The 24,475-nt window shown below is 72.3% G+C and carries 20 protein-coding genes; 12 read left to right on the forward strand and 8 right to left on the reverse strand.

Features of this window, described 5'->3' with window-relative positions; genetic code table 11:
* The first annotated feature begins 73 nt into the window (after window positions 1-73).
* The 5 genes from AC4H2G_RS20585 (at window position 74) to nrdF (ending at window position 6,533) form a co-directional block, all read left to right on the forward strand.
* Window positions 74-1,570, forward strand: a complete 1,497-nt coding sequence (locus tag AC4H2G_RS20585) for a GH1 family beta-glucosidase (protein WP_494367601.1) — start codon at window positions 74-76, stop codon at window positions 1,568-1,570.
* 911 nt (window positions 1,571-2,481) lie between these two features.
* Window positions 2,482-2,727, forward strand: coding sequence for a glutaredoxin-like protein NrdH (nrdH, locus tag AC4H2G_RS20590; protein ID WP_154798230.1), 246 nt, complete (start codon window positions 2,482-2,484; stop codon window positions 2,725-2,727).
* A 112-nt stretch (window positions 2,728-2,839) separates the two neighbouring features.
* Window positions 2,840-3,271 carry a class Ib ribonucleoside-diphosphate reductase assembly flavoprotein NrdI gene (nrdI, locus tag AC4H2G_RS20595; RefSeq protein WP_494367602.1) on the forward strand — a complete coding sequence of 144 codons (432 nt, stop codon included), beginning with the start codon at window positions 2,840-2,842 and terminating at the stop codon, window positions 3,269-3,271.
* Window positions 3,272-3,303: 32 nt separating this feature from the next.
* On the forward strand, window positions 3,304-5,445 hold the full coding sequence (gene nrdE, locus AC4H2G_RS20600) for a class 1b ribonucleoside-diphosphate reductase subunit alpha (RefSeq protein WP_494367635.1): 2,142 nt from the start codon (window positions 3,304-3,306) through the stop codon (window positions 5,443-5,445).
* 107 nt (window positions 5,446-5,552) lie between these two features.
* The gene (gene nrdF / locus AC4H2G_RS20605) at window positions 5,553-6,533 is read left to right on the forward strand and encodes a class 1b ribonucleoside-diphosphate reductase subunit beta (protein WP_435736603.1); all 981 of its coding nucleotides are present in this window, start codon (window positions 5,553-5,555) and stop codon (window positions 6,531-6,533) included.
* A gap of 110 nt (window positions 6,534-6,643) precedes the next feature.
* Here the strand turns inward: nrdF and AC4H2G_RS20610 are convergent, their stop codons facing one another.
* Together AC4H2G_RS20610 and AC4H2G_RS20615 are read right to left on the reverse strand one after the other, a co-directional pair.
* On the reverse strand, window positions 6,644-7,234 hold the full coding sequence (locus tag AC4H2G_RS20610) for a phosphoribosyltransferase (RefSeq protein WP_494367603.1): 591 nt from the start codon (window positions 7,232-7,234) through the stop codon (window positions 6,644-6,646).
* 129 nt (window positions 7,235-7,363) lie between these two features.
* Entirely contained in the window at window positions 7,364-8,311 is a 948-nt protein-coding gene (locus AC4H2G_RS20615; protein WP_494367604.1) for an FKBP-type peptidyl-prolyl cis-trans isomerase, read from the reverse strand.
* Between the two features lie 192 nt (window positions 8,312-8,503).
* Here AC4H2G_RS20615 and AC4H2G_RS20620 point away from each other — a divergent pair, with 192 nt between their 5' ends.
* The 3 genes from AC4H2G_RS20620 to AC4H2G_RS20630 all read left to right on the forward strand — a co-directional run bounded on the left by AC4H2G_RS20620 (window position 8,504) and on the right by AC4H2G_RS20630 (window position 10,689).
* Window positions 8,504-8,809 carry an Rv1322 family protein gene (locus tag AC4H2G_RS20620; RefSeq protein WP_494367605.1) on the forward strand — a complete coding sequence of 102 codons (306 nt, stop codon included), beginning with the start codon at window positions 8,504-8,506 and terminating at the stop codon, window positions 8,807-8,809.
* A gap of 77 nt (window positions 8,810-8,886) precedes the next feature.
* Window positions 8,887-9,783, forward strand: a complete 897-nt coding sequence (locus AC4H2G_RS20625; protein WP_494367606.1) for an alpha/beta hydrolase — start codon at window positions 8,887-8,889, stop codon at window positions 9,781-9,783.
* 105 nt (window positions 9,784-9,888) lie between these two features.
* Complete coding sequence (locus AC4H2G_RS20630; protein ID WP_494367607.1) at window positions 9,889-10,689, forward strand: alpha/beta fold hydrolase; 801 nt, start codon at window positions 9,889-9,891, stop codon at window positions 10,687-10,689.
* 31 nt (window positions 10,690-10,720) lie between these two features.
* Here AC4H2G_RS20630 and AC4H2G_RS20635 read toward each other — a convergent pair whose 3' ends face one another.
* Entirely contained in the window at window positions 10,721-11,173 is a 453-nt protein-coding gene (locus AC4H2G_RS20635) for a hypothetical protein (protein WP_494367608.1), read from the reverse strand.
* Between the two features lie 3 nt (window positions 11,174-11,176).
* Window positions 11,177-12,616, reverse strand: a complete 1,440-nt coding sequence (locus AC4H2G_RS20640) for a hypothetical protein (RefSeq protein ID WP_494367609.1) — start codon at window positions 12,614-12,616, stop codon at window positions 11,177-11,179.
* Window positions 12,617-12,923: 307 nt separating this feature from the next.
* Between AC4H2G_RS20640 and AC4H2G_RS20645 the strand changes: the two genes are divergently transcribed.
* The 3 genes from AC4H2G_RS20645 to AC4H2G_RS20655 are packed head-to-tail and all read left to right on the forward strand — an operon-like array spanning window position 12,924 to window position 16,115.
* A complete protein-coding gene (locus AC4H2G_RS20645) occupies window positions 12,924-14,123 on the forward strand; it encodes a hypothetical protein (protein WP_494367610.1) in 1,200 nt (399 codons plus the stop codon).
* Window positions 14,120-15,148 (forward strand): DUF8094 domain-containing protein, encoded by a 1,029-nt coding sequence (locus tag AC4H2G_RS20650; RefSeq protein ID WP_494367611.1) that lies wholly within the window; start codon window positions 14,120-14,122, stop codon window positions 15,146-15,148. The genes AC4H2G_RS20645 and AC4H2G_RS20650 overlap by 4 nt, the downstream gene beginning before the upstream one ends.
* A 19-nt stretch (window positions 15,149-15,167) precedes the next feature.
* Entirely contained in the window at window positions 15,168-16,115 is a 948-nt protein-coding gene (locus AC4H2G_RS20655) for a tetratricopeptide repeat protein (RefSeq protein ID WP_494367612.1), read from the forward strand.
* Between the two features lie 295 nt (window positions 16,116-16,410).
* Here the strand turns inward: AC4H2G_RS20655 and glgB are convergent, their stop codons facing one another.
* Window positions 16,411-18,636 carry a 1,4-alpha-glucan branching protein GlgB gene (gene glgB / locus AC4H2G_RS20660; RefSeq protein WP_494367613.1) on the reverse strand — a complete coding sequence of 742 codons (2,226 nt, stop codon included), beginning with the start codon at window positions 18,634-18,636 and terminating at the stop codon, window positions 16,411-16,413.
* Window positions 18,637-18,713: 77 nt separating this feature from the next.
* Window positions 18,714-20,114, reverse strand: a complete 1,401-nt coding sequence (locus tag AC4H2G_RS20665) for a maltokinase N-terminal cap-like domain-containing protein (protein WP_494367614.1) — start codon at window positions 20,112-20,114, stop codon at window positions 18,714-18,716.
* A 147-nt stretch (window positions 20,115-20,261) separates the two neighbouring features.
* On the opposite strand from AC4H2G_RS20665, the gene AC4H2G_RS20670 reads away from it, so the two are divergent.
* Window positions 20,262-20,444: a hypothetical protein gene (locus AC4H2G_RS20670; protein ID WP_251151858.1), complete on the forward strand. Its 183-nt coding sequence runs from the start codon at window positions 20,262-20,264 to the stop codon at window positions 20,442-20,444.
* Here AC4H2G_RS20670 and treS read toward each other — a convergent pair.
* Together treS and AC4H2G_RS20680 are read right to left on the reverse strand one after the other, a co-directional pair.
* The gene (gene treS, locus AC4H2G_RS20675) at window positions 20,405-22,117 is read right to left on the reverse strand and encodes a maltose alpha-D-glucosyltransferase (protein WP_494367636.1); all 1,713 of its coding nucleotides are present in this window, start codon (window positions 22,115-22,117) and stop codon (window positions 20,405-20,407) included. The genes AC4H2G_RS20670 and treS overlap by 40 nt on opposite strands.
* A gap of 119 nt (window positions 22,118-22,236) precedes the next feature.
* Entirely contained in the window at window positions 22,237-24,354 is a 2,118-nt protein-coding gene (locus AC4H2G_RS20680; RefSeq protein WP_494367615.1) for an alpha-1,4-glucan--maltose-1-phosphate maltosyltransferase, read from the reverse strand.
* Between the last annotated feature and the right edge of the window lie 121 nt (window positions 24,355-24,475).

Raw genomic sequence — 24,475 nt, forward strand, 5'->3', positions numbered from 1 at the left:
AAGCGCTACCACGCCGACTCCCACCGCCCCCGCACGGGGCCGCCAGGCCCCGCACCCGATCAGCGAGGATCTCGTGACGACCGACACCCCCACCCGTGCCGCCGAGGCGACGCCCGGCACCAGCCCCGAGCCCGCGCCGTCGGGCCGCGCGTTCCCCCCGGACTTCGTCTGGGGCTCGGCCACCGCCTCGTACCAGATCGAGGGGGCCGCCGCCGAGGGCGGGCGCACCCCGTCCATCTGGGACACCTACTCCCACACGCCCGGACGCATCCTCAACGGTGACACCGGCGACGTCGCCGACGACCACTACCACCGGTGGGTCGAGGACGTGCAGCACATCGCCGACCTCGGTCTCGGTGCGTACCGCTTCTCCATCTCCTGGTCGCGCGTGCAGCCCGGCGGCACCGGACCGCTCAACCCCGAGGGCGTCGCGTTCTACTCGCGCCTCGTCGACGCTCTCCTCGAGAAGGGCGTCAAGCCCGTCGTCACGCTCTACCACTGGGACCTCCCGCAGGAGCTCGAGGACGCCGGCGGCTGGGCCAACCGCGACACGGCCTACGCCTTCGCGGAGTACGCCCGCCACATGGCCCGTGAGCTCGGCGACCGCATCGACACGTGGACCACGCTCAACGAGCCCTGGTGCTCCGCCTACCTCGGCTACGGCTCGGGCGTGCACGCCCCCGGCCGCACCGAGCCCGCGGCGGCGCTCGCGGCCGTGCACCACCTCAACCTCGCCCACGGGCTCGCCGTCGCGGCGATCCGCGACGAGCTGGGGGAGGACGCCAAGACGTCCGTCACGCTCAACCTCCACGTGATCCGGCCGGACGACCCCGCGAACGAGAACGACCTCGACGCCGTCCGCAAGATCGACGCGCTCGCCAACCGCGCGTTCCTCGGCCCGATCCTCGACGGCGCGTACCCCGCCGACCTGCTCACCGACACCGCGCACGTCACCGACTGGTCGTTCGTGCACGACGGCGACCTCGAGCTCGTGCGTCAGCCCGTCTCGATCCTCGGCGTCAACTACTACTCGACCGTGCGCGTGCGCCACTACGACGGCACCGGCGAGCGGGCCGAGAACGACGGCCACGGCGCGTCGACCCACAGCCCGTGGATCGGCGTCACCGACGTCGAGTTCGTCCAACAGCCCGGTCCGTACACCGCGATGGGCTGGAACATCGAGCCCGCCGGGATGACCGAGCTCCTCGTGTCCGTCGCGACGACCTACCCCGACCAGCCGCTCATGGTCACCGAGAACGGCGCGGCGTTCGACGACGAGGTGACCGTCGCGCCCGACGGGTCGCAGCGCGTGCACGACGACCGCCGCGTCGCCTACCTGCACGACCACGTCGACGCCGTCGGTGCCGCCGTCGACGCCGGCGCCGACGTGCGCGGGTACTTCGCGTGGTCGCTGCTCGACAACTTCGAGTGGGGCTACGGGTACGACCGCCGCTTCGGGATCATCCGCGTCGACTACGAGACGCTCGAGCGCACGTGGAAGGACTCGGCGCACTGGTACCGCCGGCTCGCGACGTCGAACGTGCTGCCGGGCGTCGACGAGACCGCCTGACCCGTCGTGCAGAGCCCGTCCTCGACGCAGGTCGAGGGCGGGTTCTTTGCGTCCGCGGTCCGCGGGATTGGGTCCGCGGGCGGGCCTCCGCGGGCGGGGTCGCGGGTCTACCATCCGGCCGCTCGTTCCTCGCGGCCTCCCGCCAGACCCACCACGACCCGCGACCCCGCCCGCTCCGGCCCGCCCGCTCCGGCCCGCCCGCTCCGGCCCGCCCGCTCCGGCCCGCCCGCTCCGGCCCGCCCGCTCGTTCCTCGCGACCTCCCGCCAGACCCGCCACGACCCGCGGCCCCGCCCGCTCCGGCCCGCCCGCTCGTCTCTCGGCTCACCAGCCGAGGTAGAGCCGTGGTCGGTGAGGTAGAGCCGTGGTCGGGCAGGGTGCGGTCGCTCGCCGCCTGATCTCGGGCGCGTTCGAGGTGACGTTCGTCGCAGATTCGGGTTGCCGTGCGAGGGAGGGCGCGACACGCCGACGAGCTCTGCGGGCTTCGTGTCCGGATTGAGGCGTTCTGGGGGCCGTTCGGGACGGCGCATCGGGGTCTCGTGCGGGGTGTCCACCGGCCTGCACAGGGTGTGGATCGACGTCGTCCCCACCCTGTGGACGACGGCGCTCAGGCCGCGTCACGACGCGGTTCTCGACCGCGCGGCGCGGTGGACGACGGGGTGCGGAAAGGCGTGTCAGAGGGGCCTGGGACCATGGATCCATGGCTGCTACCACACTCGGCGGGGTGAAGTTCAGACACGACATGTAGTGGGGTGGCAGTGTCCGAACCCCTAGGTATAGTGGTTTCACACCCAGGGGGCGCAGGCTCTCCGGGGAATCACACAGACGTAGTTCCAGCGGTGTCCTTCGAGGTCAGAGACTCTTCTCCCTCCCCGAGGACGAGGCCCCGGACGAGAAGCGAGGAGTCACCACCATGAGCGTCACGGTCTACAGCAAGCCGGCTTGCGTTCAGTGCGACGCGACGTACCGCGCTCTCGACAAGAAGGGCGTCGAGTACACCGTCGTGGACATCAGCCAGGACGCCGAGGCGCTCGAGCTGGTGCGCGGGCTCGGCTACCTGCAGGCGCCCGTCGTCGTGGCCGGCGACGAGCACTGGTCGGGCTTCCGCCCCGACCAGATCAACGCCCTCGCGCAGAAGGTCTCTCCGGTCGTCGCCTGACGACGATCAGCGGGCGGGCCGGCGACGGCCCCGCCCGCAGCGCCGGGCGGCGCGAGCCTCCCGGCAGCACGGCAGCAGGTCGCGAGCACAGCAGGACGGAGGTGCGGTCCCCGTGGGGTCGCTCGTCTACTTCTCCAGCGTCAGCGAGAACACGCACCGGTTCGTCCAGCGGCTCGACCTGCCGGGCATCGGCATCGACGTGCGGCGCATCCCGACGCGACCCACCGAGGGGTTCCTGCGGGTCGACGAGCCGTACGTGCTCATGGTCCCGACCTACGGGGGCGGCAACGAGGGCGGAGCCGTCCCGCGTCAGGTCGTGAAGTTCTTGAACGACGCGCACAACCGGTCGTTGATCCGCGGCGTCATCGCCGCGGGCAACACCAACTTCGGCGAGGCGTACTGCATCGCCGGCGACATCATCTCCGCGAAGTGCCAGGTGCCCTACCTGTACGCCTTCGAACTCCTGGGAACAGCCGAGGACGCCGCGCGCGTCCGCGACGGATTGGGACGATTTTGGCAACGACAGTCACAGATTCCGGCGTGATCTCCGAGAGCGCAGGCACGGGCGACGTCGCGCTGGCGCCGCAGAAGGTGTCGCTGTCGAGCGCGCAGCTCGACTACCACGCGCTCAACGCGATGCTCAACCTCTACGGCCCGGACGGCGAGATCCAGTTCGACAAGGACCGTGAGGCCGCGCGGGCGTACTTCCTGCAGCACGTCAACCAGAACACGGTCTTCTTCCACGACCTGCAGGAGAAGCTCGACTACCTCGTCGAGAACAAGTACTACGACCCCGCGGTCCTCGCGAAGTACGACCGCGCGTTCGTGAAGTCGCTGTTCGAGTTCGCGTACTCCAAGAAGTTCCGGTTCGAGACGTTCCTCGGCGCGTTCAAGTACTACACGTCGTACACGCTCAAGACGTTTGACGGCAAGCGCTACCTCGAGCGCTTCGAGGACCGCGTGTGCATGGTCGCGCTCGGTCTCGCCGACGGCAACGAGCAGCAGGCCCTCGACATCGTCGAGGAGGTCATCTCGGGCCGCTTCCAGCCCGCGACCCCCACGTTCCTCAACGTCGGCAAGGCGCAGCGCGGCGAGCCCGTGTCCTGCTTCCTGCTGCGCATCGAGGACAACATGGAGTCCATCGCGCGCGGCATCAACTCCGCGCTGCAGCTCTCCAAGCGCGGCGGCGGCGTCGCCCTGCTCCTGTCGAACATCCGCGAGCACGGCGCCCCGATCAAGCACATCGAGAACCAGTCGTCCGGCGTCATCCCCGTGATGAAGCTGCTCGAGGACTCCTTCTCCTACGCGAACCAGCTCGGCGCGCGCCAGGGCGCCGGCGCGGTGTACCTGCACGCGCACCACCCGGACATCCTGCGGTTCCTCGACACCAAGCGCGAGAACGCCGACGAGAAGATCCGCATCAAGACGCTGTCGCTCGGCGTCGTGATCCCGGACATCACGTTCGAGCTCGCGAAGAAGAACGAGGACATGTACCTCTTCTCGCCGTACGACGTCGAGCGCGTCTACGGCGTGCCGTTCGCCGACATCTCCGTCACGGAGAAGTACGACGAGATGGTCGACGACTCGCGCATCCGCAAGACGAAGATCAAGGCCCGCGACTTCTTCCAGACCATCGCGGAGCTGCAGTTCGAGTCCGGCTACCCGTACATCATGTTCGAGGACACGGTGAACAGGGCGAACCCGATCAAGGGCCGCATCACCCACTCGAACCTGTGCTCCGAGATCCTCCAGGTCTCGACGCCGTCGACGTTCAACGAGGACCTCTCGTACGAGCACGTCGGCCGCGACATCTCCTGCAACCTCGGCTCGCTGAACATCGCGAAGACGATGGACTCGCCCGACTTCGCGAAGTCGATCGACACCGCGATCCGCGCGCTCACCGCCGTCTCGGACCAGACGAGCATCGAGTCGGTGCCGTCGATCAAGCGCGCCAACGAGGGGGGTCACGCCATCGGCCTCGGGCAGATGAACCTCCACGGCTACCTCGCGCGCGAGCGGATCCACTACGGCTCCACCGAGGGCGTGGACTTCACGAACATCTACTTCTACACGGTCGCGTACCACGCGATCGCGGCCTCCAACCGGCTCGCGATCGAGCGCGGGCGCGCGTTCGCCGGCTTCGAGGACTCGAAGTACGCGACCGGCGAGTACTTCGACAAGTACACCGACGGGGTGTGGGAGCCGGAGACCGACCGCGTGCGTCAGCTCTTCGCCGACGCCGGCGTGCACATCCCGTCGCAGGACGACTGGAAGGCCCTCAAGTCCTCCGTCATGGAGCACGGGATCTACAACCAGAACCTCCAGGCCGTCCCGCCGACCGGCTCGATCTCGTACATCAACAACTCGACGTCGTCGATCCACCCGGTGCCGTCGAAGATCGAGATCCGCAAGGAAGGCAAGATCGGCCGCGTCTACTACCCGGCGCCGTACCTGACGAACGACAACCTCGAGTACTACGAGGACGCGTACGAGATCGGGTACGAGAAGATCATCGACACCTACGCCGCGGCGACGCAGCACGTCGATCAGGGCCTGAGCCTCACGCTGTTCTTCAAGGACACCGTGACGACCCGCGACGTCAACCGCGCGCAGATCTACGCGTGGCGCAAGGGCATCAAGACGCTCTACTACATCCGTCTCCGCCAGATGGCCCTGGAGGGCACTGAGGTGGAGGGTTGCGTCAGCTGCATGCTGTAGTCGCCTGAGGCAACTACTTGCGGTCGTGCAGCAGAGCCCGACGCCGCAGCTCCGTCCCACAGTCATCGTCCCGGTCGGTCCGGGGTCAGCAGGAGAGAAGAAGGCAGATGTCGCCCACCGGGAAGCTCAAGCTCATCGATCGCGTGAGCGCGATCAACTGGAACCGTCTGGAGGACGAGAAGGACCTCGAGGTCTGGGACCGCCTCGTCGGGAACTTCTGGCTCCCCGAGAAGGTGCCGGTGTCCAACGACATCCAGTCGTGGCACACGCTCACCGCGCAGGAGCAGGAGCTCACGATGCGCGTATTCACGGGCCTGACGCTGCTCGACACCATCCAGGGCACCGTCGGCGCCGTGTCGCTCATCCCGGACGCGATCACGCCCCACGAGGAGGCGGTGTACACGAACATCGCGTTCATGGAGTCGGTGCACGCCAAGAGCTACTCGTCGATCTTCTCGACGCTGTGCTCGACGCGCGAGATCGACGACGCGTTCCGCTGGTCGGAGGAGAACCCGAACCTGCAGCGCAAGGCCGAGATCGTCATGGAGTACTACAAGGGCGACTCGCCGCTCAAGCGCAAGGTCGCGAGCACGCTCCTCGAGTCGTTCCTCTTCTACTCGGGCTTCTACCTGCCGATGTACTGGTCGTCGCGCGCCAAGCTGACGAACACGGCCGACCTCATCCGCCTCATCATCCGCGACGAGGCCGTGCACGGGTACTACATCGGCTACAAGTACCAGAAGGGCCTGGAGAAGCTCTCGCCGGCCGAGCGCGAGGAGCTCAAGGGCTACACGTTCGAGCTGCTCTTCGAGCTCTACGACAACGAGGTGCAGTACACGGAGGACCTCTACGACGGCGTCGGGCTGACCGAGGACGTCAAGAAGTTCCTGCGGTACAACGCGAACAAGGCGCTCATGAACCTCGGCTACGAGGCGCTGTTCCCCAAGGACGAGACCGACGTCAACCCGGCGATCCTCTCGGCCCTGTCGCCGAACGCCGACGAGAACCACGACTTCTTCTCCGGGTCGGGCTCGTCGTACGTCATCGGCAAGGCCGTGAACACCGAGGACGACGACTGGGACTTCTGACCCTCCCCGCTCCGTAGCGACGACGACGGCCGCCAACCCGCGAGGGGCGGCGGCCGTCGTCTGTCGGTCGCCGGCCAGGACCGGTCGGCTGCCGAGATCGGTCGACGGACTCAGTCCGCGGGGCGGGGCTGCGCTCCCTCGACGGGCGGGTCCGCCGACCACGGGAACGTGATCCAGAGGTCGGTGTCCTTCCAGGAGAAGTCCGGCTGGATGATCGTGCGCGGCTTCGTGTAGAGCACGGCGGACCGAGCCTCGGCACCGTGGTGCGAGAGCATCTCCATGACCAGGGCGAGCGTCCGGCCCGAGTCCGCGACGTCGTCGACCACGAGGACGTGAGCGCCCGGCAGGTCGGACGTGTCCATGAGGGGCGGGAGCACGCGCGGGTCGTCGAGGGTCTGACCGATGTCCGTGTAGAACTCGACGTTGAGCGTGCCGACGCCCTTCGTCCCGAGCGCGTACGCCACCGCGCCGCCGGGCAGCAGGCCACCGCGCGCGACCGCGACGACGACGTCCGGCCGGAACCCGCTCGCCACGACCTGCTCCGCAAGCTCGCGGGCGGCCACGCCGAACGTCTCCCATGTGAGGACCTCCCGCTCGGGCGGCACACCGGCCACCGGCGGGGCCGAGAACTCGGCGGGCTCAGCAGACACGGCGGGCTCAGCGGGCTCAACGGGAGCGAGGGGCGTCGAGGATTCGGTCATGCGTCGAGCCTACGGCGACCCGCGGTGCCCGACGTCGCTCCGGACACCCGGCACGACGAGGGCCGCCCCCCGTCGGAACGGGTGGCGGCCCTGTGCGTCAGCTCGCGCGGAACGGTCGCGGTGCGGCCGTCACTCCGCCGCGAGGATGTCGACGACGAACACCAGCGGCGAGTCCGGCGGGATGGTGTCGCCGCTGCCCTGCGCGCCGTAGCCGAGCTCGGACGGGATGACGAGCAGCACCTGGCTGCCGACCGTCTGGCCCGCGAGACCCTGGGTCCAGCCGGGGATGACGCCCTGCAGCGAGAAGCTCGTCGGCGTGCCGCGGTCCCACGAGGAGTCGAAGACGGTGCCGTCGAGCAGCATGCCCGTGTAGTGCGCGGTGACCGTCTGGTCCTCGGTGACGACCGGGCCGTCGCCCTTGATGAGCGTCTGCGCGACGAGCTCGGTCGGGGCCTCGTAGCCCTCGGGGATTTCGATCGTCGGCTTGCCGGTGTCGTCGAGCGTCACGGTGGGCAGGCCCTCGGCGGGCGTCACGGCCTCGCCCTCGGCGCGCGAGGGGATCTCCTTGGCGTCGACGACCTCGATGAGGTTGACGACGGTGCCGCCCGACTGGTCCGGTCCGGCGAAGAGGAGGCGGGCGCCGACCTTCTGGCCGAGGAGCGGCTCCGTGAGCAGGTCGAACTGCGGGTCGCCGAGCGTGAAGGACTGCGGTGCGTCGTCCTCCCACGTCGAGCCGGCGCGCGTCGCGTCCGCCCCGTTGTAGGCGACGTACTGCATCGTCACCTGCATGCCCTCCTCCAGCTCGGCGCCCGTGCCTTCGTCCTGCAGGCTCGTGACGGCGGCGGACACCTCGAGAGGCGCCTCGAACTCGAGCGTGGGCTCGGCACCGGGGTCGCCCGTGACGGTGATGGCCTCGAGCGCGGCGAGGTCCTCGGGCGACGCGGAGGGCGCCTCGCTCGCCGAGGCGCTCGGCGACGTCTCGGCGTCCGACCCGCCGTCGCCCGAACCGCAGCCGGCGAGGAGGAGGGAGGCGCCGAGGGTGAGCGCGGCGACGCCGCGCAGGGTGCGGTGCTTCACGTGGGGGAGTCCTTCGGTCGAGGGGACGACGCGCGCGCCGTCGGGGTCTGTGCCACAACCGGACGAACCACGTCACGACGACGTGGTCGATCCTCAGGTGCAGCACCGGCCCGGACACTCTAGCGGTCCGGTCTGGACGCCCGCTGGGAGCCCGAGTTCGGCGCCGGGCGGCCGTCGGGGGATCATGGAGGCGTGCCGTCCCGTCGACCCTCCCGCAAGCGTCCCTGGAGCGCCGAGCCCGCCCCGCTCGACCTCGACCGCGCCCTCGGGGGCGCGCGTCGCGAGTCCGGGTCCGACGGCGAGTGGTCCGTCCGCACGGTGCGCGGCGCCGACAAGTCGTACCTGTGTCCGGGCTGCAACCAGACGATCCCGCCCGGGACGGGGCACGTCGTCGCGTGGCAGGAGGACTCGTTCTTCGGTGAGCAGACCGCCCTGGAGCACCGCCGCCACTGGCACACGGCATGCTGGCAGGCGCGCGGACGCCGTCGTCCCCGCTGACGACGGGCCCCGCTGACGACCGACCGTGCGGCACCCCGTCGGCGAGGTACCGAGGCCGAGCAACTAGGCTCGAACCGATGAGCACCGCACCCGATCCCGCGCCCGCCCAGCTCGCCGGCTCCCGCGGCCCCGAAGGCACCGACGGCACCGACGGCCGTGCCGATGGTGCCACCCCGATCCGTTCGCTCACGGTCCTGCCCGCGCGCCGGGAAGACATCGAGCTCCACACCGCCGACGGACTGACGCTCGTCGGCGAGCTCGCCCTCCCCGAGGAGCGCGACCCCGCGGCGACCCTGCTCACGCTGCACCCGCTGCCGACCCACGGTGGGTACATGGACTCCCACGTCTACCGCAAGGCCGCGTGGCGCCTGCCGGCGCTCGCGGACCTCGCGGTGCTGCGGTTCAACACGCGCGGCACGTCCTCGCCCCGCGGCACGAGCGAGGGCGCGTTCGACGGCGGCGAGTCCGAGCGCTTCGACGTCGCCGCCGCGATCGAGTACGCCGAGTTCCACGACCTGCCCCATCCGTGGCTCGTCGGGTGGTCGTTCGGCACGGAGCTCGCGCTCAAGCACGGCACGGACCCCGCGGTCAAGGGCGCCATCCTGCTCTCACCGCCGCTGCACCGCGCCACGGACGAGGACCTCGACCGCTGGGACGCGTTCGGCAAGCCGCTCGTCGTGCTCGTGCCGGAGCTCGACGACTACCTCCGCCCGGACGAGGCACGCCGCCGCTTCGCACGCGTGCGGCAGGCGGAGGTCATCGGCGTCGACGACGCGAAGCACCTGTGGGTGGGGGAGTCGTCGGTGCGCCGCGTGCTCGACGAGATCGTCGGGCACGTGCTGCCCGGCCACCCGCTGCCGCTGCCGACGACGTGGGCCGGCTCCTCAGGTGCGGCGCGCGCGGCCGAGCAGGACACCGAGGGCACCGATCAGGCGAGCTACGACGCGAGCCGCAGCGACGGCGTCGCGGACTGATCGGCGCCCGCCACAGCAGGGAGGTCCCGTCCGTGGCAGCGTGGAGGGTGGCGCGCCCGGCGTGACAGGGTCTGGGCGATGCACCGACGACACGAGGAAAACGACGTGACGACTGCACGGCCCCAGGGACGACTCGAGACGTTCACCCTCCGCGACGGGTCCGGCCTGCCGCTCGTCCTCCTGCACGGCTTCCCGGTCGATCACCGCATGTGGTCCGACGTCGCCGCCGCCCTCCCCGGTGAGCCGACCGTCGTCGCGGTGGACCTACCCGGTCTCGGGCAGAGCCCGCTCGGGTCGGAGGTGCCGTCGATCGAGGCCGCCGCGGACGCGACGGCCGAGTCCTTGCGCGCGGCGGGCGTCTCGCGGGCGGTCGTCGCCGGGCTGTCCATGGGCGGGTACGTCGCCCTCGCGCTCGCCGAGCGGCACCCGGACCTCGTCGCCGGGCTCGGGCTCGTCGACACGAAGTCCACCGCCGACACCGACGAGGCGCGCGCGAACCGGTTGCGCATCGCCGACCGCGTGACGTCGGAGCAGACCGTCGACGCCGTGCTCGGCATGCCGGGAGTGCTCCTCGGGGAGACGAGCAAGGCGGCGCGAAAGCACCTGACCTCGCGCCTCGAGGAGTGGATCCGGAGCCAGCGAGCCGCCGGCGTCGCGTGGTCGCAGCGGGCCATGGCCGCCCGCCCCGACCGGACGCACGTGCTCGAGGCGTTCGGCGGCCCGGTCGCGGTCGTCGTCGGGGAGGAGGACCAGGTCACGCCGGTCGCCGAGGCGGAGCACATGGCCTCCGCAACACCGCACGCGCAGCTCGTCCAGGTCCAGAGCGCGGGTCACATGAGCGCGCTCGAGGACCCTGCCGCCGTCGCGGACGCGCTCGCCGACCTCCTGGCGCGCGCGTCGTCCTGAGCGGCGGACCGGTCGGCGAGGGCCCCGGGCGTCAGGAGCCGTCGAGGACCAGCGCGAGCGCGTCGGCGAGGTCGATCGACTCGCCGTCCCGGCCGCCCTTGCCGAGCACGAGCGGCGGGTCCGACGGCGTGAGCGCCGCGCCGCGCACGCGCGCACCCAGGCTGGCCGGGACGCCGAGGACGTAGAACTCGCCGTCGGTGTCGACGGCCACAGACCGGTTGCGGCGCAGGTACCACCCGAGCACCGGGGTGCGGTATGTCGCTCGGCCGTCGAACGACCGCGCGCGCAGCGGCTCCGGCTCGAGCCCTCGCTCACGAGCGCGCTCGACGAAGTCGGCGAGGAGGGCGCGCGCCGCCGCCGACTCCTGGGCCCGGCGACGGTCCAGCTCGCGCTGCTGGTGCTCCGCCGCCTCCGTCCGCTGCCGACGCCACGCGTCGGCAGCCGCGTCGGCGTCGGCAGCGGCCGGCGTGCTGCCGTCCGTCACGGGTCAGGCCTTGGCGGGCGCGTCGGTCTCACGGTCCGAGGGTGCCGGGACCTTCGGGGTCCCGCGCCGCGGCGCCTCGACGGTGGCGACGGGCACCGCCGGCTCCTCGGCGGCATCGGGGACCTCGGGGACCTCGGCCGTGACGAGCTGTGCTGCCCGTGCCTGCTGCGCGGGCGTCCCGGCCGGGACGGCGTCGGGCCGGGACGTGGCCTTCGAGCCGGCCTCGGCGTCGCTGGCGAGCAGGCCACGGAGCTCGTCGAGGTACGTGTTGATCGAGTCGTGCTGGCGTGTGAGGTCCTCGAGCTGGCGCTGGGCGACGGCGCGCTGCTGCTCGGCCTCCGCCTTCGCGTCGCCCACCGTCTGCTCCGCGAACTCGCGGGCCTCGGCGACGACCCGGTCCGCGTTGCGCCGGGCGTTCTGCATGAGGTCCTTGACGTACGCGTCGGACTCGGCGCGCACCTTCTCGGCCTGCTCGAGGGCGAGAGCCACGCGCTTCTCGGCCTCGGCGGCGTGCTCCTCGGCGGTCGCGACGAGCTTCTCGGTCTCGGTCTTCGCGGCGACGTGGCGAGCGGCGTTCTCCTGCTCGGCCTCCTCGCGACGACGGACGACCTCGAGCTCCGCGTCGGCCAGCGCGGTCCGGGCCCTGTCGCGCAGCTCCTCCATCTCGGACGTCACGGCGTTCGCCGCCTCCGACGCCTTGCGCTGCGCCTCGTCGACCTGGCGCTGGGCCTCGCGGCGCGCGTTCTCCAGCAGCTCGGACGTCTCGCGGTCCGCCGCCTCGCGCTGGGCCGCGGTCTCGGCCGCGACCCGGGCGCGCAGCTCCGCGGCCTCGCGCTCCGTGCCGACGCGCAGCTCCGTGGTCTCGCGCTCGACGGACGCGCGCAGCGTGCCCAGCTCGCGCTCGAGCGACGCGCGCCGCTCGCTCTCCTCCGTGGCGATCGCGCTCTGGATGCGCGCGGCCTCGCGCTCCGCGGAGCCGACGAGCTCCTCGGCGCGGCGCTGCGCCCCGACGAGCGTGCTCTCGACCTCCGAGGCGCTCGTGCTGCGGATCTCCTCCGCCTCGAGGCGCGCGCTGTTGAGCAGCTCCGCGACCTCGTTCTCCGCGCGCGAGCGCACCTGGCCTGCGGACAGCTTGGCGCGCGCCATGATGTCGGCGGCCTGGGCGTTCGCCTGGGAGAGGATGTCCGCCGACTGCTCCTCCGCGGAGCGCATGAGCTGCTCGATCCGTGAGCCGAGCCCCGCGTACGACGGGCGGTCCGCCTCGCGCAGCTGGCGCTGCGCGTCCCCGAGCTCGGTCGTCAGCTGCATGATCCGACCGTCGGACGCCTCGAGCCGAGCGCGCGTGTCCTCGAGGGCCTTCTCCAGCCTCGCGAGCTGGGCCTCGACCTGGACGCGGTCGTAGCCGCGCATGGTGATGGGGAAGAGCGTGCGCTCGTCGGACACGTCGATGACCTCCGGTGTGGTTCGTCGTGGACTCCACCGCTGGGCGAGGTGCCCTCCAGCGCTGGTCGGCGGGCGGCGGTCGCGCCGCGGCCCCACGTGGTCCGTCCAGGATACGGGCCAGAGCGTGTCCTGAATACCCGGAATGGCTGACCGTGGAATGGCGCGAGGCCGCCGTCGTGACAGGCTGGGACCGGCTCGCGGCCGTGTCGTGAACGGTTGGTGAGGGATCCACAGCGAGTGCCCGCAGGTCGAACCACGAGGGCGTTCGCACCTATCCTGGAACGTCGGTCGACGAAGGGAACACTCGGTGCTGCAACGAATCATCGCCGCCGTCCTGATCGTGGGAGGGCTCGTCGCGGTGGGTCTCGGCGTCGCGTCCGCCACGGTCTGGCGCGACAGCGACACGGTCGCCGCGACCACGGCGTTCGACGGCGACGGCACGGTGCTCGTCACCGAGCCCGGCGTCCTCGACCTCGTGGACGACGGCGTCACGATCCGCGCGACGGTGCCCGACGAGCAGCAGGTGACCCTGGCGATCGGTCGCGAGGTCGACGTCACCGGCTGGGTCGGTGAGGACCCGCACGGGGCCGTGACCGGGCTGTCGGACTGGGACCGCCTCGCCACGAGCGCCGTCGTCCCGGAGGACCCGGAGGCCGAGGCTCCCGCGGACGGCGAGACGTCGACCGAGACTCCTGCCGAGGGCGAGGCAGCAGAGACCGAGACACCTGCGGAGACCGAGGCTCCCGCCGAGGGTGAGACGCCTACCGAGGGCGAGACGCCGGCGGAGGGCGAGACCGCGGCGGCGGAGGAGCCCGTCGTCGGCGTGGACCCTGCCGGCTCCGACATGTGGGTCGCCGAGACCACGGGGACCGGTTCGGTGACCCTGCGCTGGGACGACCAGCCGGGGCGCTGGCAGCTCCTCGCCGCCGGCGTGGGAGAGAGCGCGGTCGCACCGACGATCGAGCTCTCCTGGCCGCGCGAGGTCGAGACGCCCTTCCTGTGGCCGGGCGTGGTCGGCGGGATCGTCCTGATCCTGCTCGGCCTGGGGATCGGTGCTGCCGCGATGCGTCCGAAGCGCAAGACCGCCGGCGGCCGGTCGGCGACCGCCGCGACACCGGTGGCCGGCGCGACCGGCGCCCCCGCGTCGTCGGGCCAGGGACCGGACGACGCACCGGGCGAGGTGCCGACCGACACCGCGCAGGTCCGGATGCTCACGCGTCGCGAGATGCGCGAGCGCGAGGAGGCCGAGCGGCTCGCCGAGCAGCAGGCCAAGGCGCAGAAGCCCCGGCGCGCGTGGCTGACCGGACAGATCCCCGTGGTGCCGCGCGACCGCCGCCCGAAGACGGCGGCCCAGCCCGTGGTCGACGCGGCCGCCGCCCACCCGACGGAGCAGGACAGCGCGGTGACCCGCGCCGACGCCTGGCGTCGCACCTGGGGCTTCACCGCCGGTGCGCCGGCCCCCGAGGTCACGCGCGACGAGGACGAGACGAAGGACGCCACACGATGAGGACGCCGCACCGCACCCCTGCCCGCCCCCACCGTGCCCGCCTCGCGGCGGTCGCGGCGGCCGCCGGCATGGTCCTGCTCGCGGGCTGTGCCGCACCGCTCCCGACGCCGCAGCCCGAGGAGACCCCTGCCACCCCTCCGCCCGTGCTCGACGAGACGCAGCAGGACGACGTCCTCGCCGCGGTCGGGACGACGCTCGAGGAGGCCGGGGCGGCCACCGACCCGGCGCTGCTCGAGGGCCGCGTCTCCGGACCGGCCCTCGCCATCCGCACGAGCCAGCTCAAGGTCGCCAAGGCGCGCGGCAACGCGGACCTGGTCACGGAGCTCCCGACCGACGTCCAGCAGGTCGTCATCCCGACGACGCAGACGTGGCCCCGCACGTCGTACGGCGTCAGCGTGCAGCCGGAGAGCCTCCAGCCGCCGCGCCTCAGCGTCTACGAGCAGGCCGGGGCGCGCGACCAGTACGAGCTGTGGGGATGGGTCCGGCTCTTCCCGAGCACGACCCTGCCCAGCTTCGCGGCGCCGACCATCGGGAGCGAGGCCGTCGCGCCCGACGACGACTCGCTCCTCGTCACGCCGACGGACGCCGTCGCGCAGTACGCGGACGTCCTCAACGTGGGGTCGTCGTCGAGCTTCGCCGCGTCCTTCCCGGACGACTCGTTCCGCGCGCAGCTCGCGGAGCGGGCCAGGGTCTGGACGGATGCGCTCGCCCCGGCAGCGGGGAAGTACACCTTGACCTTCACGCCGGACCCTGACCAGCCCGTCCGATCCGTCCGGACCGCGGACGGCGGCGCGCTCGTCGTCGGCACCATGACCTCGGCCGAGTCCATGACGGCCGAGGAAGGGGCGCAGGTCCCGCCGGACACGGAGTCCGTGAAGGCGCTCTTCGGCTCGGCGGGGACGACCAACGTCCTCAAGGTCGACTACCGCGACGTCGTGGCGATCTACGTGCCGCCGGCGGGCTCGGAGGAGCAGATGCAGGTGCTCGGGACGGAGCACGTCGCGACGTCGGCGGCCAACGCCTGACGCTCCGTAGGATGCACCCATGAGCGAACCCACCCAGCCCACCTTCGACGTGCGCGGCGCGGTCGACCTGTCCGCGCTCACCCGCCCGCAGGCCCCTCCGCCCGGTGCGGAGGGCGGTGCGCCGGCGGCGGGAGGCTACGTCGTCGACGTCACCGACGAGACGTTCCCGCAGCTCGTCCAGGACTCCACGCAGTACCCGGTCGTCGTCCTCCTGTGGATCCCGACCGACCAGGCGAACGCCCAGATCGGCACCGACCTCGGCGCGCTCGCCGACGAGTACGCGGGCCGGTTCCTGCTCGCCCGCGTCGACGCCCAGACGTACCCGCAGGTCGCCGCCGCGTTCCAGGTCCAGGGCGTCCCGACCGTCGTGGCCGTGCTCCAGGGCCAGCCGCTGCCGCTGTTCCAGGGCGCCGCACCCGTGGAGCAGATCCGCGAGGTCCTCGACCAGGTCCTCCAGGCCGCCGAGGCCAACGGCGTCACGGGCCGCGTCCCGTCCCCGGACGGCGCGCCCGCCGACGACGCCGCGGAGCCGGCAGCCGAGCCCGAGCCCGAGCTGCCGCCGCTGCACCAGGAGGCGTACGACGCGATCGAGCGCGACGACCTCGACACCGCCGTCGCCGCCTACGAGAAGGCCATCAAGCAGGACCCGAAGGACGCCCTCGCCGTCGCCGGCCTCGCGCAGGTCCACCTCCTGCGCCGCACGCGCGACGCCGACCTGAACGCCGTGCGCGCCGCCGCGGCCGACGCGCCGTCCGATGTCGACGCCCAGCTCGCCGTCGCCGACCTCGACCTCCTCGGCGGCAAGGTCGACGACGCGCTGGGCCGCCTCCTCGACCTCCTGCCGGGCGCCGACGCCGACGCGAAGGAGAAGATCCGGGTCCGCCTCCTCGACTACTTCGAGGTCGTCGGCCCGGCCGACCCCCGCGTCGGCAAGGCACGCCAGCGCCTCGCGATCAGCCTGTACTGACACCCCAGCAGCCCGACGGCGGCCCGGTCACCTCCCCAGGTGACCGGGCCGCCGTCGTGCACGCGCCGACCTGTCAGCACCCGGCGGACCCAGGGACCCGCCAGACGCTGACAACACCGGGACGCGAGGTGAGGCGACACGGGTGGGTGGGGTGGGGGCGCCGGGTCGTGGTGGGTCTGGCGGGAGCCGCGAGGAACGAGCGGCGGATGGTAGACCCGGCGCCCCCACCCCACCCACCACCCAAGGCGAGCATCAGAAGCAAGCCACCACCCAGGGCGAGCGAGCGACGGGAGACCTACGCAGGCACGAGGTACAGCGCCCCGAGCGGCGGCACGCGCAGCGTGACCGAGTGCGCACGTCCCTTCCACGGCACGGCCTCCGCCTCCACGACGCCGAGGTTCCCCACGCCCGACCCGCCGTACACCTCGGCGTCGGTGTTGAGCACCTCGCGCCACGCCCCGCCGGACGGGAGGGCGACGCGGTAGCCCTCGTGCGGCGTCCCGGCGAAGTTGACGACGACGGCCACCTGACCACCGTCGCGCCCGCGGCGCATGTAGGCGAGCACGTTGTGGCCGGCGTCGTCGGCGTCCAGCCACTCGAAGCCGGAGGGGTCGTGGTCGAGCTCCCACAGCGCGGGCGTCGCACGGTAGAGCGCGTTGAGGTCGCGCACGGCCCGCTGGACCCCGGCCCGGCCCGGGTCGGCCGCGAGGCCGTCCCAGTCGAGCGAGCGTCCCTCGTTCCACTCGGTGTGCTGCCCGATCTCGCTGCCCATGAAGAGCAGCTGCTTGCCGGGGTGGGACCACTGGTAGGCCAAAAAGGCGCGCACGCCCGCCCTCTTCTGCCAGTCGTCGCCGGGCATCTTGCCGTACAGCGACCCCTTGCCGTGCACGACCTCGTCGTGGCTGATCGGCAGCACGAACTGCTCGGAGTACGCGTAGACCATCGAGAACGTGATCTCGTGGTGGTGGTAGCGCCGGTTGATGGGCTCCTCGGCGACGTAGCGCAGGGAGTCGTTCATCCAGCCCATGTTCCACTTGAGACCGAACCCGAGGCCTCCCGCGGACGTGGCCCGCGTGACGCCGGGCCATGCCGTCGACTCCTCGGCGATCATCATGACGCCGGGAGTGCGCCGGTAGGCGGTCGCGTTGGTCTCCTGGAGGAACGCGATGGCTTCGAGGTTCTCGCGACCGCCGTGCACGTTAGGGTGCCACTGCCCGGGGCCGCGCGAGTAGTCGAGGTAGAGCATCGAGGCGACGGCGTCGACGCGCAGCGCGTCCACGTGGAACTCCTCGAACCAGTAGGTCGCGTTCGCGACGAGGAAGTTGCGCACCTCGTTGCGCCCGAAGTCGAAGACGAACGTGCCCCAGTCGGGCTGCTCACCGCGCAGGGGGTCGGCGTGCTCGTACAGGGGCGTGCCGTCGAAGCGGGCGAGCGCCCACTCGTCGCGCGGGAAGTGCGCGGGCACCCAGTCGACGATCACGCCGACGCCCGCGGCGTGCAGGCGGTCGACGAGGTGCCGGAAGTCGTCGGGGTGCCCGAAGCGGGACGTGGGCGCGTAGTAGCCGGTCACCTGGTAGCCCCACGAGCCGCCGAACGGGTGCTCCGCGACGGGCAGGAGCTCGACGTGCGTGAAGCCCTGCTCGACGACGTAGTCCGTGAGCTGTTCCGCGAGGTCCCGGTACGACAGCCCTTGGCGCCACGAGGCCAGGTGGACCTCGTAGACGCTCAGGGGCCCGGCGTGCGGGTCGCGGGACGCGCGGTCGGCGAGCCACGCGTCGTCGGACCACGTGAAGGAGGACTCGACCACGACGCTCGCCGTGGCGGGCGGGACCTCCGTCCCCTTCGCGAGGGGGTCGGCCTTCTGCCGCCACGAGCCGTCCGGGCCCAGGATCTCGTACTTGTACCGGGCGCCTCCGACCACGCCGGGGACGAACAGCTCCCAGACGCCGGTCGAGCCCAGCGAGCGCATGGGGTGCGTGCCGCCCCAGCCGTTGAAGTCGCCGATCACGCGCACCGCGCGGGCGTTCGGCGCCCACACGGCGAACGCGGTGCCGGTCGTCGCGCCGAGGACGCTGGGGAACGACCGCACGTTCGCGCCGAGCGCCGTCCAGAGCTGCTCGTGCCGGCCCTCGCGGATCAGGTGCTGGTCCACCTCGCCGACGGTCGGCAGGAAGCGGTACGGGTCGTCGCCCGTCGTGGTCTCGTCGCCGTACCGGGCCCGGACCCGGTAGTCCGGGGCGTGGCGTGCGCCGTCGTCGCTCACCTGGACCGGCACGACGGCGGCCCACACCCCGTCCTGCTCGTGCACGGCCGGGTGCTCGCCGTCGAGCGTCACGACGACGACCTCGTCCGCGAGGGGACGCAGCACGCGCACGACGGCGCGGGCGTCGTCGGCGTCGGGCGCGAGGTGCGGGCCGAGCACCGCGTGCGGGTCGAACGTCCGTCCGGACGCGGTCGCGGCGAGGGCTTCCGGCGGTGCGACGACGGGAGGCGGGGTGGAGGATGCGGCAGGCCCGGTCATGGCCCAACCTTTCCACGTCCCCGTTTCCCCCACAGGACGGGCTCGCCGGGTGGGACCTCTCGACGTCGTGCCGGGCGTCAGCCGTTCCCGGCGACCAGGCGGTCGACCGCGGCCAGCGGGATGGGTTCCCAGTCGGGCCGGTTGCGCGACTCGTACACGACCTCGTAGAGCGCCTTGTCGAGCGTGAGCGCTCGCACGAGCGCCTCGGACGTGTCGCGGTCGACCCCGGCGGTGTCGGCCCGCGCGTACGCCTCGAGGAACGCGGTCCGCGCCTGCACGGCCCAGCCGGGGTTCGTCGCGCGACCCACCGCCGCGGCGTAGTCGAACGAGCGGACGATCCCGGCGACGTCGCGCAGCGCGAGGTCGGGACGGGTGCGCTCCGCGACGGGACGCAGGGGCTCGCCCTCGAAGTCGAGCACCTTCCAGCCGAAGCGGCGCGCGTGGAGCACCTGCCCGAGGTGCAGGTCGCCGTGCACGGTCTGCAGCCGCGGGAGGGCGTCGGGGACGCGCGTGACGCCCGCGAGGCGCTGGGCCGTGCGGTCCCAGAACGCCGCGACGGCGTCCGCGCGGCGGGCGAGAGCGCGCGAGGACGCGACCGCCTCCTCGGACCGTCGTCGCAGGTCGGCGACGAGCCACGCGGCGTCCACGGGCGACCCGGTGCCGAACGCCTCGCGCAGGGCGGCGTGGAGGTCGGCGAGGACGCGACCGAGGTCGACCGCGAGGTCGGCGAACGACGCGTCCTGCCCCGCGTAGGCGCACGCGAGGTCGAAGCCGTCCCGCGCGCCGTCGACGAACTCGCTGAGGATCGCGAGGTGCGCCGAGCGCTCGGGGGTGGCCTCGGGTGTGCGCCCGGCGGCGTCGTCCTCCGCGCCCCAGGTGACCTCGAGCCACGCGAGCGGCCGCGGCACGCCCGACCACCCCTGGGCGGCGAGCGCGCGCGGGACGGTCAGGTCGGGGTTGGGCCCGATCGCGATGGCGCGCAGGATCTTGAGCATCGTGCCGCCCGCGGTCCCGGGGAGGAGCACCGAGCTGTTCGACTGCTCGACCGCGAGGGCACGGCCGCCCTCGAGGTCGACGGCGGCGGGTGCGGCGCCGTCCCACGTGGACGTCGCGAGCAGGGCGGCCCAGCACGCGGGGTGGGCCGCGCCGTCGTGCACGACCCACGTGCCGCCGTCGTCCACGACCTCGCCGATGCGGGACGGTCCGGCGGTCGCCGCGGCGCCGGCGTGTTCGAGCACGACGGGGACCTGGACCACGAGGTCGACCCCGTCGCCCACGAGCCGGAGCAGGTGGAGCACCACGCGCGGCGTGCCTCCGGTCGGCCCGGGAGCCGCGCCGGCGGCGTCGAGCGCGTACGAGATCCACGGGACGTGCCGCACCTCGACGCCCTTGACCGGGTACCAGCGTCGCGCGGGGAGCCACCCGTCCAGGAGTGCGAGGAGTGCCGGGGAGGGCAGTTCCGTCCGTCGTAGGGCCACGCGTCTCCTTCGGTCGGTCAGGTCGCCTCCCATGGCACCACGGGTCCGCGCTGCGCGCCCCGCGGGCGGTTCCGTGTGTGGGTGGCTCGTGCGACGGTGTGCCGGTCACGGCGGGTGCCGCGACGGGAACCGACCGGAGGACGGACCATGGACTGCGAGCACCACGACGTACGGCTGACGAGCGAGTCGGTGCCCCTGCGGCACGTCGTCTCGATCGTGAACTGGTTCACGTGCGAGGCGTGCGGCGAACGGGCCGCCGTCGTCGAGAAGGCCGCGATGTTCGAGCTCGGTCAGTCGTCGTCGTCCCGCTGGCCCACGACGAGCCAGTAGAAGTCGCGCGAGCCCCAGGTCATCGAGACGGTGCCGTCCTCGTCGACGTCGGGGAAGCGCGCGCCCCCGAAGACGTCGGTCAGGGTCGCCCCGGCGTGGTCGCCCAGCCGGACGGTCGCGGAGCGGGCCGTCGCGGCCAGGTTCGCGACGCACAGCAGGGTCTCGTCCGGGGAGCGGCGCAGGAACGCGAGGATCGACTCGTTGTCGCACTCGAGCGCGACGAAGTCTCCCGTGCCGAACCCCGGGTGGCGACGACGGACCTTGAGCATGCCGTGCACCCAGTGCAGCAGGGACGTCGACTGCTCGAGCTGCGCCTCGACGTTGACGTATCCGTAGTGGTGCACGAGCGACTGGACGAGCGGGAGGTACAGCTTGCCCGGGTCAGCCGTCGAGAAGCCGGCGTTGCGGTCGGGCGTCCACTGCATGGGCGTGCGGACGGCGTCGCGGTCGGGGAGCCAGATGTTGTCGCCCATCCCGATCTCGTCGCCGTAGTACAGGCACGGGCTGCCCGGGAGCGAGAGCAGGAGCGCGTGCGCGAGCTCGACCTCCTTGCGGGAGTTGTCGAGCAGCGTCGCGAGCCGGCGCCGGATGCCGACGTTCGCGCGCATGCGCGGGTCCTGCGCGTACCAGCCGTACATCGACGCGCGCTCCTCGGTCGAGACCATCTCGAGGGTCAGCTCGTCGTGGTTGCGCAGGAACGTGCTCCACTGGGCGCCGGGCGGGATGTCGGGCGTGTCCGCGAGGATCTCCAGGACCTGGTTCGCCCGCTGGTCCCGGATCGCGGAGAAGATGCGCGGCATCACCGGGAAGTGGAAGCACATGTGGCACTCCGGCTCCTCCTCGGTGCCGAAGTAGTCCACCACCTCGCTCGGCCACTGGTTCGCCTCCGCGAGCAGGATCCGGCCGGGCAACTCGGTGTCGACCATCGTCCGCACCCGGCGCAGGAAGTCGTGGGTGCGGGGAAGGTTCTCGCAGTTCGTGCCCTCCTCCTCGTAGAGATAGGGCACGGCGTCGAGCCGGAAACCGTCGACGCCCATCTGCAGCCAGAAGCGCGCGACGTCGAGCATCGAGTCGGCGACGCGAGGGTTCTCGAAGTTGAGGTCCGGCTGGTGGGAGAAGAACCGGTGCCAGAAGAACTGGCGGCGCACGGGGTCGAACGTCCAGTTCGACGTCTCGGTGTCGACGAAGATGATGCGTGCGTCGGGGTAGCGCGAGTCGTCGTCGCTCCACACGTAGAAGTCCCCGTAGGGGCCCTCGGGGTCGGCGCGCGACGCCTGGAACCACGGGTGCTGGTCGCTCGTGTGGTTCATGACGAGGTCGATGACCACGCGGATCCCGCGCGCGTGGGCCTCGCGGACGAGCTCCGCGAAGTCGGACGTCGACCCGTACTGCGGCGCGATGGCGGTGTAGTCCGAGACGTCGTACCCGCCGTCGCGCAACGGCGACGGGAAGAACGGTGGCAGCCAGAGCGCGTCGATGCCGAGCCACTGGAGGTAGTCCAGGCGGTCGACGAGGCCGCGCAGGTCGCCCGTGCCCGAACCGTCCGAGTCGGAGAACGCGCGGACGATGACCTCGTAGAACACCGCGGTGCGGTACCAGTCCGGGTCGTCGGAGAGCCCGGGGCGCGTCTCCGTCGCGGCGACCGGCTGACGACGCGGCGGCAGCGCCGCCATGGGGACCGGAGCGGTGATCGGCGGCACCGGCGCCGGGCCTGCTGAGACCCCGCGGGACGAGACGGGCACGCCCGCGACCCAGGTCGTCCCACCGTCCCTGTGCCCGGAAGCGGGCGGCATCATGCCTGCCTCACGTGCACGACGTGCGCGACCTGGCGCATCGGCTCGAGCCGCACGTACACGTTCTCGCCCCAGCCGTAGCTCTCGCCCGACAGCTCGTCGTGCACGACGAACGACGGCGCCCACGGGTCGTGGCCCTCCGCGGGAGCGGGCAGGCCGAGCGTGACGGGGTCGAGGTGGACGTCGGACTCCTGCGGCGAGTGCGGGTCGAGGTTCACGACGACGACCACGGTGTCGGCCTCGCCCGTCGGGGAGTGCTCGGCCGGCAGGTGCCGGGAGAACGCGAGCACCTGGTCGTTCGTCGTGGGGTGGACCGTGAGGTTGCGCAGCTGGCGCAGCGCGGGATGGTCGCGGCGGATCTCGTTGAGCCGCGTGAGCAGGGTCGAGATGCCGATCTCGTCGGCCGCCGCCCAGTCCCGCGGCTTGTACTCGTACTTCTCGTTGTCGATCTGCTCCTCGACGCCCGGTCGCGGGACGTTCTCGACGAGCTCGTAGCCCGAGTAGATGCCCCACGTCGGCGAGCCGAGCGCCGCGAGCACCGCGCGCACCGCGAACCCGGCCACCCCGCCGTGCTGGAGGTACGGCGGGAGGATGTCGTGCGTCGTCGGCCAGAACGACGGGCGCATGTACGCGGCGCCCTCCCCGGACACCTCCTCGAGGTACTCCGCGAGCTCCTCCCGGGTGTTGCGCCACGTGAAGTACGTGTACGACTGGTGGAACCCGATCCGGGCGAGGGTGTGCATCATCGCGGGCTTGGTGAACGCCTCCGACAGGAAGATCACCTCGGGGTTGGTGCGCCGCACCTCGGCGAGCAGCCACTCCCAGAAGTCGAGCGGCTTCGTGTGCGGGTTGTCGACGCGGAACGCCGTGACGCCCCGTGCGATCCACACGCGCACGACCCGCAGGACCTCGGCGGAGATGCCCTCGGGGTCGTTGTCGAAGTTCAGCGGGTAGATGTCCTGGTACTTCTTCGGCGGGTTCTCCGCGTACGCGATCGAGCCGTCGACGCGCGTCGTGAACCACTCCGGGTGCTCGGTCACCCACGGGTGGTCCGGGGAGCACTGCAGCGCGAGGTCGATCGCGACCTCGAGCCCGTTGCGCCGGGCCTCCTTGACGAAGGCCTTGAACGTGCGCTCGCTGCCCAGCTCCGGATGGATCGCGTCGTGGCCGCCGTCCTTCGAGCCGATCGCGTACGGGCTGCCCGGGTCGCCCGGCAGCGCGGTGAGCGAGTTGTTGCGGCCCTTGCGGTGCGTGGTGCCGATCGGGTGGACGGGCGTGAGGTAGACGACGTCGAAGCCCATCGCCGCGATCGCCGGCAGGCGACGGGCCGCGCTCGTGAACGTGCCCGAGCGCCAGCGCCCGTCCTTGAGCCGGCGCGCACCCTCCGAGCGGGGGAACATCTCGTACCACGCGCCGGCGAGCGCGAGCGGCCGCTCGACGCGCAGGTCGTACGTGGCGGACGCCGTCACGTGGTCGCGCAGCGGAGCGCGGTCCAGGGCCTCGCGGACCTCGGGCGAGGTCCCGGCGGCGAGGCGGGCCAGGGCGGGTCGGCTCGCGTCGGCGAGGGCCGCGGCGGCGTCGGCGAGCGTGCGGGCGTCGTCGGGGTCGCGGCGAGAGCCCGCCGGTGTCGCGGTGGGGGACGCATGCCGCCCGCCCGGCGCCGCGCCGTCGGCCAGGATGCGCTCGTAGAGGCGCACGCCCTCGGCGAGCATGAGGTCGACGTCGACCCCCGCCTCGATCTTGATCGTCGCGTCGTGCAGCCAGGTCCCGTAGGGGTCGCTCCACGCCTCGACGCGCAGCGACCAAGAGCCCTCGACGTCGGGGTGGAGCGTCGCGCGGAACCGGTCGAGCCCGGGCGCGACGTCGACCATGCGCGCGGTGCGCTCCGTCCCGTCGGGGGCGACGAGCACCGCGGTCGCCGCGACGGCGTCGTGACCCTCGCGGAACACCGTGGCCTCGATCGGGACCATCTCGCCCACCACGGCCTTGGCGGGCCAGCGGCCGCCCTCGACGACGGGGGAGACCTCGAGGACGGGGATGCGGCCGATCGGCGTCGCGGGGGCAGGGGAGGGGACGGGCGAGCGGAGGGGGGCGCTGGCCGGCGGGGTCGACGTCACACGGACAACGTAGCGAGGGCTGCGGGGGCCCGGCACCTGGGGAGCGCTCTCGGCGCGCCGGGACGTGCGGCTGAGATTTCATGCAAGCGTTACGCCGAGGTGACACGGACGGGGTGTGCCG

This window comes from Cellulosimicrobium sp. BMG9.23, assembly GCF_059159985.1.